Genomic DNA, 12,511 nt, shown 5'->3' with positions numbered 1-12,511 from the left:
CCCCCGGAGGGTCCGGGGGCGGGCGGCCCCGCCGGGGCCGCCGGGGCCCCCCCCCAGGGCGGCACCTGGGACACCCCGGCGCACGCCCCCGCCCACGGCACGACCGGCGGCCGGGCCGCCGCCCGCCGGGCCGCGCGGGAGCGGAAGGCCGCCCAGCGCCCCGAAGCCCTGCGTCGCCTGCTGCCGCAGGCCCTCGTCGTCGCCTTCCTCGCGGGCGGCACCTGCGCCTTCGTGGTGGACGACAAGGCCGTCAGCCTGTCGGTGGAGGGCGAGGACGGGCCGCGCACCCTCCACACCTTCGCCGACGACGTCTCCGAGCTCCTGGCCGACGAGGGCGTGTCCGTCGGCGCGCACGACGCCGTCTCCCCCGCACCCGGCGAACCCCTCTCCCACGGCGACAGCGTCACCGTCCGCTACGGCCGGCCGCTGACCCTCACCCTCGACGGCCGCACCCGGCGGGTGTGGACCACCGCCGCCACCGTGGAGGCGGCGCTGCGCGGGCTCGGGGTGCGCCCGGAGGGGGCGCGCGTGTCGGTGCCCCGCGACCGGCGCATCGGGCGCGACGGCCTGGCGCTGACCGTGTGGACCGAGCGGAGCGTGACCGTCCTCGCCGACGGCCGCGGGCGCACCGTCCGCACCAACGCCGCGACCGTGCGCGGGGCGCTGGCCGACGCGGGCGTGGAACTGCGCGGCGCGGACCGCGCCTCGGCGGCCCTGGACTCCGTCCCGCGCGACGGCCAGACCGTCACCGTGCTGCGCATCACCGAGACCGAGCGGGTGCGCGACGAGCCCGTCCCGTGCACCACCGAGCGGCGCGCGGACCCGTCCCTGTTCCGCGGCACCGAGGTGGTGGAGCAGACGGGTGTGCCGGGGCTGCGCCGGCTCACCTACGAGGTGCGCACGGTCGACGGGGTGCGGCAGCGGCCCCGCCTGACCGGGACGGCGGTGGTACGCGCGCCCAGAGCGCGGATCGTCCGCGTGGGCACCGCCGAGCCGCCCTCCTCGGTGCGGGGCGCCGACGGCCTGGACTGGGAGGCCCTGGCCCGCTGCGAGTCCGGCGGCCGCCCGGACGCGGTGGGCCCCGGCGGCCACGGCGGGCTCTACCAGTTCGACACCCGCACCTGGCGCGCCCTGGGCGGGGAGGGCCGCCCGCAGGACGCCCCTCCGGCCGAGCAGACCCACCGGGCGAAGAAGCTGTACGTGCAGAAGGGCGCGAGCGCCTGGCCGGTGTGCGGCCGTAAACTGCACCGGTGAGCTCAGCCCCCTCCCCCTCCCCCGACGCCGATACCGGTGCCGATACCGGTGCCGGTGCCGATACCGGTGCCGGCGCCCTCCTCGGCCCCGCCGACGTCCGCGAGCTGGCCGCCGTGCTGGGGGTGCGCCCCACCAAGCAGCGCGGCCAGAACTTCGTCATCGACGCCAACACCGTCCGCCGGATCGTGCGGACCGCGCGGGTGACGCCCGAGGACGTGGTGGTCGAGGTCGGCCCGGGGCTGGGGTCGCTGACACTGGCGCTGCTCCAGGAGGCCGCCCGGGTGACGGCTGTGGAGATCGACGACGTGCTGGCGGCGGCGCTGCCCGCGACCGTCTCCGCCCGGCTGCCCGGCCGGGCCGACCGCTTCGCGCTCGTCCACCACGACGCGATGCGCGTCACCGGACTGCCGGGCCCCGAGCCCACCGCGCTGGTCGCCAACCTCCCCTACAACGTCGCCGTGCCCGTCCTGCTGCACATGCTGGCGACGTTCCCCTCCCTGCGGCACGGTCTGGTGATGGTCCAGGCCGAGGTCGCCGACCGGCTCGCGGCCGAACCGGGCTCCAGGGTCTACGGGGTGCCGTCGGTGAAGGCCGCCTGGTACGCGGAGGTGCGGCGGGCCGGGGCCATCGGGCGCAACGTCTTCTGGCCCGCGCCCAACGTGGACTCCGGGCTGGTTTCGCTGACCCGGCGCGAGCCGCCGCGCACCGGTGCCACCCGGCGGGAGGTCTTCGCCGTGGTGGACGCCGCCTTCGCCCAGCGCCGCAAGACGCTGCGCGCGGCGCTGGCGGGCTGGGCCGGCTCGGCCGCGGCGGCCGAGGCGGCGCTGACGGCCGCGGGGTTGGCTCCCCGCGCCCGGGGGGAGTCACTGACGATCGAGGACTTCGCGGCCATCGCGGAGCGGAAGGGCACCACCAGCTCATGAGCACCGCACAGACGGCCGGCCCGGGCACCGCCCGTACCGCCGCGCCGGTCACCGTACGCGTACCCGCCAAGGTCAACGTGCAGCTCGCGGTGGGCGGACTGCGGCCGGACGGCTTCCACGACCTGGCCAACGTCTTCCTGGCCGTCGGCCTGTACGACGAGGTCACCGCCACCGCCGCGGCGCCCGGCGAGGGCCCGCGCGTGACCTGCTCGGGCCCGGACACCGACCAGGTGCCGCTGGACCACACCAACCTGGCCGTCCGCGCCGCCGACGCGCTCGCCGTGCGGTACGGCATCGCGCCGGACGTCCATCTGCACATCGGCAAGGAGATCCCCGTGGCCGGCGGCATGGCCGGCGGCAGCGCGGACGCGGCGGGCGCGCTGCTGGCCTGCGACACGCTGTGGGACACGGGCGCCTCGCGCGAGGAACTGCTGGAGATCTGCGCCGGACTGGGCTCGGATGTGCCCTTCTCCCTGGTAGGCGGCGCGGCGCTGGGCCGGGGCCGGGGAGAGCTGCTGACGCCGCTGGAGGTGGGCGGCACCTTCCACTGGGTGTTCGCCGTCGCCGTCGGCGGGCTGTCCACCCCGGCCGTCTACCGGGAGTGCGACCGGCTGCGCGAGGCGCGCGGCGGCGGCGCGGGCGCCGACGCCGTACCCGCGCCCGAGGCCTCCCCCGCGCTGCTGGCCGCGCTGCGCGCCGGGGACGCCGCCGCGCTGGCCGGGCACCTGTCCAACGACCTCCAGCCCGCCGCCGTCTCCCTGCTGCCGTCCCTGGACGACACCCTGGCGGTGGGCACCCGGGCGGGCGCGTCGGCCGCACTGGTCTCCGGCTCCGGACCGACCTGCGCCTTCCTCGCGGAGGACGCCGCGACGGCCTCGGACATCGCCTTCGCCCTGCGCGCCTCGGGCGTCTGCCGCACCGCCCACACGGCCACGAGCCCGGCGCCGGGCGCGACGGTGGTCCGCCCGGCGGACTGAATACCGCCGGCCCGGCAGGGCCTTTGAGCACCTCCGCCCTGCCGGGCCGGCGGTACCGCGCGCCGGGCCGCGCGCATGCGGACCGCAACACCTACGAGGCCCCGGACGCCTGCGCACCGGCTTCGGCGACCTGCTGGAGGACCGCTTCCGCACTGCTGCTGCCGTCCTCGTCACCGCCTCGGCGGCCATGGCCATGACCGCTGCGGGCCTGCTGCCGGTAGAACGTGCAGGGCGCCGGGAACAGGGCGAGCCGGTGCCTGAGAGATCACAGGTCTTGTCAGCGCACGGGCTGAGAGCCATGTTCCAGGTAGACGGTTCCTCCGTCCGCTCGGGCTTGAATACCGGCGGCGATGCGTCGCGCAAGACGTGGGATGGTCAACTCGGGGGCCCGCTCCGTACGGTAGAAGCCGTAGTCGCGCAGCTCTTCCGCCTGCAGTTCGATCCGCTCGCGGTCTTCGGCGCTCAGGACCCCGCCGTCGAAGAGGTAGAGGACCTTGTCCCCCTCTCCGGGGCTCGGTGCCCAGTCCACGACCAGCAGTCGTCCGATGGGAGGTGCGATGCCCAGTTCTTCGTGGACCTCACGTACGCAGGCCCGCAGCGGCGACTCGCCTCGTTCGACGTAGCCACCGGGGATGTCGAGGTAGTCCTTGTATGTCGGTTCGACCAGCAGGACCCGGTCGGTGTCGTCGAAGAAGAGCGCTCCCGCCGCCATGCGTGGACGCGCCATCTTGGCCTCGTGCTCGTTGTCGCTCACACCGTGGACCCTAGTCACTTCAGACGATGCGAAGCCTCCGGGCCAGATCGGCCACGGGCTGGGACGGCCGTCCCCGGGTGCCGCGTACCCAGCCGATGACCAGTTCGCGGCTCATGTAGTGGTGGCGGACCTGCTCGGGGGCGTCCTGTTCGGCTTCCAGCAGTTTGGCCAAAGCTTCGTCGGTGCGGTTCCACGCACTCAGCGCGCGGGCGACTTCGAGACTGTGTCGTACCCGCCGCTCGACCGGCATCCTGCGGGTGTCGATCCGCTGCCCGAGATCGGCGGCGACCTGTACGTCACCGAGTTCCCCGGCCGTGGCCACGCGGTGGATGGCCACATTGGTCGGTCCGAAGGCGGTCCACATGTGGTTGGCGTCCGTCCCGAGCCTTCGTGCGGCCTCGTCCGCCTCCTGGAGGAAGGCCCGTGCCGTCGCCCGGTCCTCCGCCCGTGCCGCGGCCATGGCGCCGGCGAGGAAGAGTGTGCCGTACACCGACAGATAGTCGGGGGGTGCGCCGCCCAGCTCCGGTTGCATGACGCCCGCCGCGTCGTTCACCAGTTGCACCGCTGCGGTGAAGCGTCCGGTGGAGAGCAGGCAGTGCGTCACCGATCGGAAGAGCGAGCCCGTGACCACACCCCGTCCGCTCTGTTGCGCCGCCGCCAGTCCGCGGTCGGCCGCGATCCAGGCCAGCTCCACCTCTCCGACCTTCCCCAGCACCATGGCCGCGCCCTGGTAGGCCAGAGCGAGCAGGGCGTGGACCTCCTCCCGCTGGTCTCCCGAGTACGCGCGGGCCGCGAACAGCGCGTCGGCCAGGAGCAGGGGAAGGCGTCGCGTCGCGAAGCCGTAGCGTGACGACTGGTAGGCGTCGAGGACCTCCGTGACGTTCGCCCGCAGTTCCGGCAGCGCGGGTGGCTCTCCCTCGGGCGGGGCCCCGAGGAGAGGTGTGAGCTGCCTGTAGTCCATGAGTGCCTCACGCAGCGCGGGGACCGTGTGGTGGCCGCTGTCGCTCGACCACTCCATGAGGGTCGGCTCGGCGAGCAGGTCGCCGAGGGACACGTCGAGGGCGTCGGCCAGCGCCGTGATCACGGAGAGACGATCGAGTTCGATCCGGTTGTTCTCCGCCTTGCTCAGCCAGTCGGTGGTGCGCCCGACGAGGCCGGCCAGTACCTCCTGAGAGAGCCCGCGTCGGCGCCGGTACCAGGCGACGCGTTCGCCGATGGTCAGGTTCTCCGTCATTCCTCGCATGTTCCGAGCATCACCTCGTGGTCCGAAAGGACCCCGGAAGGTTTTTCCGGGGTGCCGCGGAGAGGCCCGCCTACTGTCGCATCACACCGAGAACGCCGCCCGGGGCGATGTCCATGACTCCCCCTCGCCGCCGGGCGGTCCAGGCGGCCCGTCCCTCTCCCACGCGCGGGGCGGGCCACCACCTACGGCCGAGGATCGCTGGAGGTCCGATGACGAACAGCGCCATGCACCCCCGCCGGGTGCCCACCGCACCGGCCGCCGGCCGAAGCGGCACGGGAGCCGGTGAGTCTACTTCCCCGTCGGCCCCTGACTGGCTGGCCGCCGGGGCGCTCGTCCTGGAGACCCGCACCGGGCGGAGGGGCGAGGTGCAGGACTGGCCCTACCCCGCCTCGGCGGCGCCCACCCGGGCGTGGCTGCGCCCGGTGGGCGGTGGCCGGGAGTGGAGCCGCGCATCGCCGACCTCCGTCCCGTCGAGGCCGGGGAGCGGCCGTGAAGCCGCTCGCGCTGTGGGAGCGGTTCGCGTGGGCGGCCGGGACGTGCTTCCGCTGCGACCGCACCGGCACGGAGGTCGCACCGATCGGCACGATCAGCGCGCGCGGCATCGACGTCGAGGTCCGGGCGTGCCGGGCGTGCGCGTTCCACCTGGAGCAGCTGCACTGGAGCCTGGTGATGCGACAACAAGGCGGTGGGCAGCCCGCCGGCATGCCGCGTGCGGGGCCTCGCCACCCCCACGACCGCGGTCCGGCGCCTCCCGTTCCACAGCGGGTGCTGCGGTGGCCGGGCACCGGTCACCGGACCGTGGGGCGACATCGGCGGGCGTAGCGACCACCGGGAAACGGAACGCCCTTTCGGCGCGGGTAATCTCGGGCGGGACGTGCTGATTATTCGTCATAACCCATGACCGGCAAGCTGAAAGGGAGCCGATGGCCCAGGAACAGGACCCCACCGTGGAGCGCACGCTCGTACTGCTCAAGCCGGACGCGGTGGTACGCGGCTTCGCCGGGAAGATCATCTCTCGCTTCGAGGACGCGGCGCTGAAGATCGTCGGCGTGAAGATGAAGTGGATGGACGAGGAGTTCACCCGGCGCCACTACTTCGACCTCGAGGAACGGCTGGGCGCGCAGGTCTACAACCTCACCGCCGCCTTCATGCAGCAGGGCCCTGTGATCGCTCTGGTGCTGGAGGGCTACGACGCGGTCGCCACCGTCCGCAAGATCGTCGGCAGCACCTACCCGAACGAGGCGCCCGCCGGCACGATCCGCGGGGACTTCTCCCACTACGGCAAGACCGCCAGCAAGGCGTCGGGCAAGGCCGTGGCCAATCTGGTCCACGCTTCCGGCAACAAGGAGGAGGCCGAGCAGGAAGTGGCCCTGTGGTTCGACAAGGGCGAGCTGTACGACTATCGCACGCTCGCCGAGATCTTCACCTACTGAGCGGAGCTGACGTCACCCATGCGACGTCGATGCGTTGATCACCACTGGGATACCACGACCTTAGAGAGGGCAGCATGACCAATCCGACCCGCGTCGCCTCCGCCGAGGAGCTGGAGTACGTCTTCCAGCAGGAGCTGGCCACCAACCGCTGGGCGGCCGCCGAGAGCGCCTACGCGCTGGCGGCGCTGCACCGTGACGGCGGTGACTGGGAGAAGTCCCGCGAGTGGGCCCGGCAGTGCCTGCGGCTGCTGGAGGGCTTCCCGAGCGACACCGAGGAGCAGGTGGCCACCACCCGTACCTCGGTCGGCGGCGTGGCCCTGCCGAACTACCTGCACGAGGGCGTCGTACGCGACCGTTTCGGCGAGAACCTCTGACACCCGCCGCCGCAGCACACAACGGGACATAGCAGGGGCGGTGCGGTCCCGCACCGGTGACCTCACGGCCGCACCGCCCGGCCCCGACAACAGCACACAGCCACCCGACACCAGCCGGGCCCCACATCCACGGGCCCGGGCGGATCACCCATGCCTTTTGAAGGAGAAGAAGACCGTGGCCACGGAGATCGAAATGCGTGCCCGCTTCGACCGGAACACCCACGACCGGCTCGTCGAGCGTCTGGAGCGGGACGGCGAGGACCTCGGTCGCGACGACAAGCACATCCGCTTCTACGTGCTGCCCGACAAGCTGCTGAAGGTCACTGACAACACCGTCGCCGGGACGGCGAAGATCTCCCTCAAAGCCGGCAGGATCGGCCAGGGTGCCGCCTTCCCGGAGACGGAGATCGCGATCGCCCGGGAGGACGTCCCGGCCGCCGTACGCGTCTTCAACGCCCTCGGCTTGGAGGAGCGGATGCACCAGGCTTTCAACCGCCGCCACAACTTCCGCTTCCGGGGCGTCGAGATCGCCGTGAAGTGGAGCGAGGCGTGGGGCCACCACGCCGAGTTCGAAGTGCTGCTCGACGACGCCGCCGGCGAAGCGGCGCAGGAGGAGGCCACGGCCCGCATCCGGGCCGTCGCCGCCGAGCTGGGGATCGACCTGATGAGCGAGCGGGAACTCGCCGAGTTCACGGCCGCCTTCGAGACCGCCGAGCAGGAACGCAAAGCCGGTGCGGCGGACGCCGCGCCCACCGCCTGAGCCACTCGTCGTACGCCACCGAGGGGGAGGCCCGATGAGCACGAACCCGCCGACCGACAGCATGGTTGAGCTGGCCGCACGCAAGCAGCTCCCGCGCCACCAGTACACCGACCACACCACCGTGGAGTGGATCAAGGCCAACCGGCCGGACCACCTCCCGGACTTCCCGCCGCCCCGGCTCCGCCCCGCGCCCCAGCGTTTACTCACCCGCACCGCCATCCCCGGTGCCTGGCTGGCCGAGCCCAGACTCCTGAACTCGCTGCACGGAGTCCGGCACGCGATGCGCACCGCGGCCTTGGCGGCGCTGCTGGCCGAGATCACCGGTCTGGGCGAGGACGACACAGCCACGCTGATCCTGGCGGCCTCCGTGCACGACTGCCGCCGCCTGCACGACAAGGACGACCCCGGACACGGCCCCCGCGCCGCCACCTGGCTCGTCGAGAACGCCGAAGTAGTCTGGGACCACTTCCGCCTCCGCGCCACCCCACAGGCTGTGGAGCGGGCGGCGATCGCGGTACGGCTCCACGAGAGGCCGTACGCCGCCTTCACCACCGACGACCGAACCGACCACGCCCGCGCGGAGCACATCAGCGACCTGCTGAAAGCCGCCGACGCCCTCGACCGCTACCGGCTGCCGAAGCTGAGCTGGTGGCCGGACGCCGCTCACATCCGCGTACCCGCCGCCTTCGACGCACTGCGGGCCACCGCATTCGACCTCGTCGTACACAGCGAGGCCGCCCACCTGGCGGGCGCCGGCAGCGCCGACGCCGCCCTGGAGGCGCTGGAAGCCCACGGGGTGGTGCGCTGATGGACTTCCTCGACACCTATCACCTGTGGGCCGACGCCCACGCCTTCTACGACTCCACGCCGGGCCCCGGCCCCGACCGGCACCTTGACCCCCTGGCCGCACGGGAAGCGGCCTGGCAGACCCGTCTGCTGGAGGAGACACCCAACGGACGACTCCTGCGCGGCAACGCGCTCTTCGACGCGCTCGGCGGCGACGGCACGCTGCACCTGCTGCACGTCACCCACGCCCTGGAGCAGATCAGCGAGCAGGGCGTCCTCTACCCCTCCGGGGGCTGCCTGGTCGGCAGCATCTACTGCGCACCCCTCACCCCGAGCGGCGGCGGCCTGCGGATGCACAACCTCGCCTCCTACGTTCTCCACAAGGAAGCCCCGGCCTTCGTCGCCAGACTCGGAGAGCACGACCGGGCCCCCACACCGCTGATCTTCGAGATCACCGTCCCCCGGCACGCCTACCGCGGCCTGGCAGGCATCGACTACCTGCGCCTGGGCACGATCCACCTCCAGATCTACACCCACCTGGAGTACCTGCTCTCCAAGACCGAACGGCACCAGCTGCGCGAAGCGGTCGTCAGCCGGGTCAAGAATTCCACCGCCTTCCTCGCCCTCGCCGCGGCCATCACCTACCACGGAGCGCCCGTGGCGGCCGACCCGTTCCTACGACTGCTGGACGAGACGATCCCCCGCCTGCCCATCCTCGGATACATCTACTTCGAGGCCCTGGCGGAGTACCTGATGCTGCACTCCACCAGCGACCGGACCAGGCGGCTGGCCGAGCTGGGCGAGTTCGACAACTGGCTGTACAAGGAGATGCTCTTCGCATCCTTCCCCCAGATGGCCGGCAGGTTCGACCTCGCCAGATTCCGCCCCTCACCGGGCGAGCTGGACGCGCTCCTCGCACGCGTCGACCCCACCGTCGACGCGGCCCACGCCCGCCCCTACCTCGCGGAGCGGATCAGCCATCTCGTCGCGGCCCGCCTGTTCACACCCGGCCAGGCCCCGGAAGCCTGGCACCGCACCCGCTGGGAGTTCGACAACCTCGCCATCCGGCTGGGCCCACTCCTGGGCCACCTCATCCACCGCGAACTGCGGACCTTCGGCCGCTACCCCGACTTCTACTTCTACTTCGACCAGCACAAGGCGCTCCAGGCGTGGAACTACTGGAACCACATGGACATCGCCACGCCGTTCAACGGGACCTTCCCCAAGGGGGAAATCGGTATCAACCCCGCCTACCCCGATCTCGACTACCGCGTCTGGCGGACCGAACCCGGCGGCGACGGCCTCCTCCACCCGGCCGAGCAGCTGGACCTCACCATCGCTCCGCGTCTGGTGGACATCAAGTACACCCTGATGCGCAACAACCAGTGGGCACAGTCCACCGCCACCGTCTGAGCAACGCTCCCCGCCCCGGCACGACCCGTGCCCCACCCTGCCCTGTCCTCGTCCAGGCGGCCGATCCGGGCACGACGGCGGCCGTGCCTTCACACCTTGAGGAATCCACACCCATGTCCCCGCACCGCACACCTTCCTCGCCCGACGACCTCGCCGCACAGATTGGAGCCCTTCTCAACGAGCCGACGACTACCCACGGACTCGGCCGCGCCCTGCGCACCGCCGCCAAGGAGATCGAGCTGCACCGGTACCATCGCGCCAGCTCCAGGGCATGGCCCGACGAACGGATCGACACCGCCCCCACCAAGGTCCAGATCGGCGGCGGAGCCCACCGCATCGACGGCTTCTTCAACATCGACGCCGTACCGCCGGCCGACCTGCTGTGGGACGTCCGCGAAGGTATCCCCCTCCACGACGCCACCGTGCAGTCGTTGTTCTCCGAGCACTTCCTGGAGCACATCGACTACCCCCGCTCGGCCAAGCACTACGCACGCGAAGCCCACCGTGTCCTGGCACCCGGAGGACAGGTCGTCACCGGCGTCCCCGACGCCGCGTTCGTGCTGAACCAGTACCCGGCCGAACCCGGCCAGGCGGACGAGGTGATCGAGCGCTGGTACGCCAAGCGCGACTGCCTCGGCGACATCAACACCTATCTGGACGTGATCAACTACGTCTTCCGCGACCAGGACGACGACCTCACCTACACCCCTCACCTCTGGGCCTACGACCACGAGAAGCTGGCCCAGCTGTTCGGCGAGGCCGGGTTCCGGTCCGTCGAGCCCTGGCCGTTCGACCCGGCCATCGCCAACCCCAAGCGGCAGTGGGGCAGCGTCTACGTCATCGCCATCAAGTGACATGCCCCCGTTATGTTCTTCGCGGTCCTGCAAGAGGGCCGCTGGCCTCCGGGTCCGGCATGACTGTGTCCCCCTGTCGAAGGCATGACCTGGGGGGTGGTGTCACCGGGCCCGGGAGGTGCCGTCGGAGACGCTGATGAGAGGTCCGGTCCAAGGCCCCGCGCATGGCCACCCGACTGATCGACGATGTCTTCGACGCACTCGACGAACAGACCGTCGTCGTCCCCGGCACCGGCACCTTGGACATCGTGATCCCCTCCCTGGCGGCCTCCCTGGCCGCCGTCCACACGCAGCGCCGGGCGATGGAAGCCCAGATCAACGCCCTGCTGGAGGCTCACCCTCTTTCCCCGGTCCTGACGTCGATGCCCGGCGTCGGCGTCAGGACCGCAGCCGTCCTGCTGACCACCGTCGGCGACGGCACCAGCTTCCCCACCGCCGCTCACCTCGCCTCCTACGCCGGACTCGCCCCCACCACGAAGTCGTCGGGCACCTCGATCCACGGCGAACACGCACCCCGAGGCGGCAACCGCCAGCTCAAACGGGCCATGTTCCTGTCCGCCTTCGCCTGCATGAACGCCGACCCGGCCTCCCCACCTACTACGACAAGCAACGAGCCCACGGCAAGACCCACACCCAGGCCCTCCTCCGCCTCGCCCGCCAGCGCATCAGCGTCCTGTTCGCCATGCTCCGCGACGGCACCTTCTACGAACCCCGCGTCCCCAAGAACATCGAACTCGCCGCATGACCCCAGCCAGCCAAACCACCCCAAACCCGACAGGGGCGCCTTGACGAAAGACATAGAGGCACCCACACGCCTCCGGCCCCGCCGGACGCGGGTGCGTCCGGCGCGGCCACATCGGCGGAACGGAAAACTCCGTTCCGCCGATGTGGCCGGAACACCGTGCGGCCGGGCCGCCCGTCAGCCGTGCTCCTCCCCGCCGAGGACCCGGCGCAGCCCGAGGTTGGAGACCAGCAGCCCGCCGTCGACGGGGAGGGTCAGGCCGGTGATCCAGGACGCGTCGGCCGAGGCGAGGAAGGCGACGGCCGCCGCGATGTCCTCGGGCCGGCCCACGCGGCCCAGCGGATACTCGCGGGCCGCCCGCTCCAGCACCTCGTCACGGCCCTCCCACGCCCGGGTGGCGACCGTTCCCGGCGCGACCAGGTTGACCCGTACCCCCCGCGGGGCGGCGTGCCCGGCCAGGGTGCGGGTCAGTGAGGCCAGCCCCGCCTTGGCGGCGCTGTAGGCGTGCCCGCCGAAGTCGCGCTCGCCGTTGACGGAACCGACGCTGACGACGGCACCGCGCCGGTCCGGGGCGGCGGCCAGGTGGGGCAGGGCGGCGCGGACGCAGCGGAACGCCCCGGTGAGGGTGAGGTCGAGCCCCCGCCGCCACTCATCCTCGGCCAGATCCTCGAAGAGCGGGGGCTCGGACTGGATGCCGTAGGCGTTGTTGACCAGGACGTCCAGACCGCCGAACCGCTCCACCGCACAGGCGACGGCCGCCCTCACCGAGCCGTCGTCGCCCACGTCGCAGACGGTGTGGCCGGCCCGTCCGCCCGCCTCGGCCACCTGACGGGCCGTGCGTTCGGCCCTCTCGCCGTCGACGTCGGTGGCCAGCACCCGGGCGCCCTCGGCGGCCAGCCGCCGGCAGACAGCCGCGCCGATGCCCCGGCCGGCGCCCGTGACCAGTACCGCGTAGCCCCTCAGACGTTCCTCGAACCGCTGCATCGGGCCAGCGTAGG

The 12,511-nt window shown here is 72.4% G+C and carries 13 protein-coding genes and 1 pseudogene; 11 read left to right on the top strand and 3 right to left on the bottom strand.

Annotated features, from left to right (window positions below; translation table 11 throughout):
* The 3 genes from AC2CJA_RS07395 to AC2CJA_RS07385 form a co-directional block, all read left to right on the top strand.
* Nucleotides 1-1,254: resuscitation-promoting factor (locus tag AC2CJA_RS07395; protein ID WP_484601860.1), on the top strand; the 1,254-nt coding region annotated here is incomplete at its 5' end.
* Between the two features lie 104 nt (nt 1,255-1,358).
* Complete coding sequence (gene rsmA / locus AC2CJA_RS07390; protein ID WP_484601861.1) at nt 1,359-2,177, top strand: 16S rRNA (adenine(1518)-N(6)/adenine(1519)-N(6))-dimethyltransferase RsmA; 819 nt, start codon at nt 1,359-1,361, stop codon at nt 2,175-2,177.
* On the top strand, nt 2,174-3,154 hold the full coding sequence (locus tag AC2CJA_RS07385; protein WP_484601859.1) for a 4-(cytidine 5'-diphospho)-2-C-methyl-D-erythritol kinase: 981 nt from the start codon (nt 2,174-2,176) through the stop codon (nt 3,152-3,154). The genes rsmA and AC2CJA_RS07385 overlap by 4 nt, the downstream gene beginning before the upstream one ends.
* Before the next feature lie 277 nt (nt 3,155-3,431).
* Here AC2CJA_RS07385 and AC2CJA_RS07380 read toward each other — a convergent pair whose 3' ends face one another.
* Nucleotides 3,432-3,908, bottom strand: a complete 477-nt coding sequence (locus tag AC2CJA_RS07380; RefSeq protein ID WP_484601858.1) for an NUDIX domain-containing protein — start codon at nt 3,906-3,908, stop codon at nt 3,432-3,434.
* A gap of 19 nt (nt 3,909-3,927) precedes the next feature.
* A complete protein-coding gene (locus AC2CJA_RS07375; RefSeq protein ID WP_484601857.1) occupies nt 3,928-5,142 on the bottom strand; it encodes a helix-turn-helix domain-containing protein in 1,215 nt (404 codons plus the stop codon).
* Between the two features lie 498 nt (nt 5,143-5,640).
* On the opposite strand from AC2CJA_RS07375, the gene AC2CJA_RS07370 reads away from it, so the two are divergent.
* The 8 genes and pseudogenes from AC2CJA_RS07370 to AC2CJA_RS07335 form a co-directional block, all read left to right on the top strand.
* Nucleotides 5,641-5,973: a hypothetical protein gene (locus tag AC2CJA_RS07370; protein ID WP_484601856.1), complete on the top strand. Its 333-nt coding sequence runs from the start codon at nt 5,641-5,643 to the stop codon at nt 5,971-5,973.
* A 101-nt stretch (nt 5,974-6,074) separates the two neighbouring features.
* Nucleotides 6,075-6,584 (top strand): nucleoside-diphosphate kinase, encoded by a 510-nt coding sequence (locus AC2CJA_RS07365; RefSeq protein WP_484601855.1) that lies wholly within the window; start codon nt 6,075-6,077, stop codon nt 6,582-6,584.
* A 74-nt stretch (nt 6,585-6,658) separates the two neighbouring features.
* Nucleotides 6,659-6,958, top strand: coding sequence for a hypothetical protein (locus AC2CJA_RS07360; RefSeq protein ID WP_484601854.1), 300 nt, complete (start codon nt 6,659-6,661; stop codon nt 6,956-6,958).
* 175 nt (nt 6,959-7,133) lie between these two features.
* Complete coding sequence (locus AC2CJA_RS07355; protein ID WP_484601853.1) at nt 7,134-7,718, top strand: hypothetical protein; 585 nt, start codon at nt 7,134-7,136, stop codon at nt 7,716-7,718.
* Nucleotides 7,719-7,752: 34 nt separating this feature from the next.
* Nucleotides 7,753-8,526, top strand: coding sequence for a hypothetical protein (locus AC2CJA_RS07350; protein WP_484601852.1), 774 nt, complete (start codon nt 7,753-7,755; stop codon nt 8,524-8,526).
* Complete coding sequence (locus tag AC2CJA_RS07345) at nt 8,526-9,917, top strand: hypothetical protein (protein ID WP_484601851.1); 1,392 nt, start codon at nt 8,526-8,528, stop codon at nt 9,915-9,917. The genes AC2CJA_RS07350 and AC2CJA_RS07345 overlap by 1 nt, the downstream gene beginning before the upstream one ends.
* 113 nt (nt 9,918-10,030) lie before the next feature.
* On the top strand, nt 10,031-10,771 hold the full coding sequence (locus AC2CJA_RS07340; protein WP_484601850.1) for a class I SAM-dependent methyltransferase: 741 nt from the start codon (nt 10,031-10,033) through the stop codon (nt 10,769-10,771).
* A gap of 143 nt (nt 10,772-10,914) precedes the next feature.
* Nucleotides 10,915-11,516: pseudogene (locus AC2CJA_RS07335) on the top strand (transposase); the annotation flags it as partial.
* Nucleotides 11,517-11,690: 174 nt separating this feature from the next.
* Here the strand turns inward: AC2CJA_RS07335 and AC2CJA_RS07330 are convergent.
* A complete protein-coding gene (locus tag AC2CJA_RS07330) occupies nt 11,691-12,497 on the bottom strand; it encodes an SDR family NAD(P)-dependent oxidoreductase (protein ID WP_484601849.1) in 807 nt (268 codons plus the stop codon).
* Nucleotides 12,498-12,511 lie beyond the last annotated feature (14 nt).

The organism is Streptomyces sp. ATLC9 (assembly GCF_057196705.1).
Note: the sequence above shows the minus strand (reverse complement) of the source record. Positions and strands in the feature narration are given on the sequence as shown.

What these genes read in the sequence shown, in the direction of transcription:
- AC2CJA_RS07345 (WP_484601851.1), top strand. Translation starts at nt 8,526, where the DNA reads ATGGACTTCCTCGACACCTATCACCTGTGGGCCGACGCCCACGCCTTC.
- AC2CJA_RS07375 (WP_484601857.1), bottom strand. Translation starts at nt 5,142, where the DNA reads ATGACGGAGAACCTGACCATCGGCGAACGCGTCGCCTGGTACCGGCGC.
- AC2CJA_RS07340 (WP_484601850.1), top strand. Translation starts at nt 10,031, where the DNA reads ATGTCCCCGCACCGCACACCTTCCTCGCCCGACGACCTCGCCGCACAG.
- AC2CJA_RS07385 (WP_484601859.1), top strand. Translation starts at nt 2,174, where the DNA reads ATGAGCACCGCACAGACGGCCGGCCCGGGCACCGCCCGTACCGCCGCG.
- AC2CJA_RS07350 (WP_484601852.1), top strand. Translation starts at nt 7,753, where the DNA reads ATGAGCACGAACCCGCCGACCGACAGCATGGTTGAGCTGGCCGCACGC.
- AC2CJA_RS07360 (WP_484601854.1), top strand. Translation starts at nt 6,659, where the DNA reads ATGACCAATCCGACCCGCGTCGCCTCCGCCGAGGAGCTGGAGTACGTC.
- AC2CJA_RS07330 (WP_484601849.1), bottom strand. Translation starts at nt 12,497, where the DNA reads ATGCAGCGGTTCGAGGAACGTCTGAGGGGCTACGCGGTACTGGTCACG.
- AC2CJA_RS07365 (WP_484601855.1), top strand. Translation starts at nt 6,075, where the DNA reads ATGGCCCAGGAACAGGACCCCACCGTGGAGCGCACGCTCGTACTGCTC.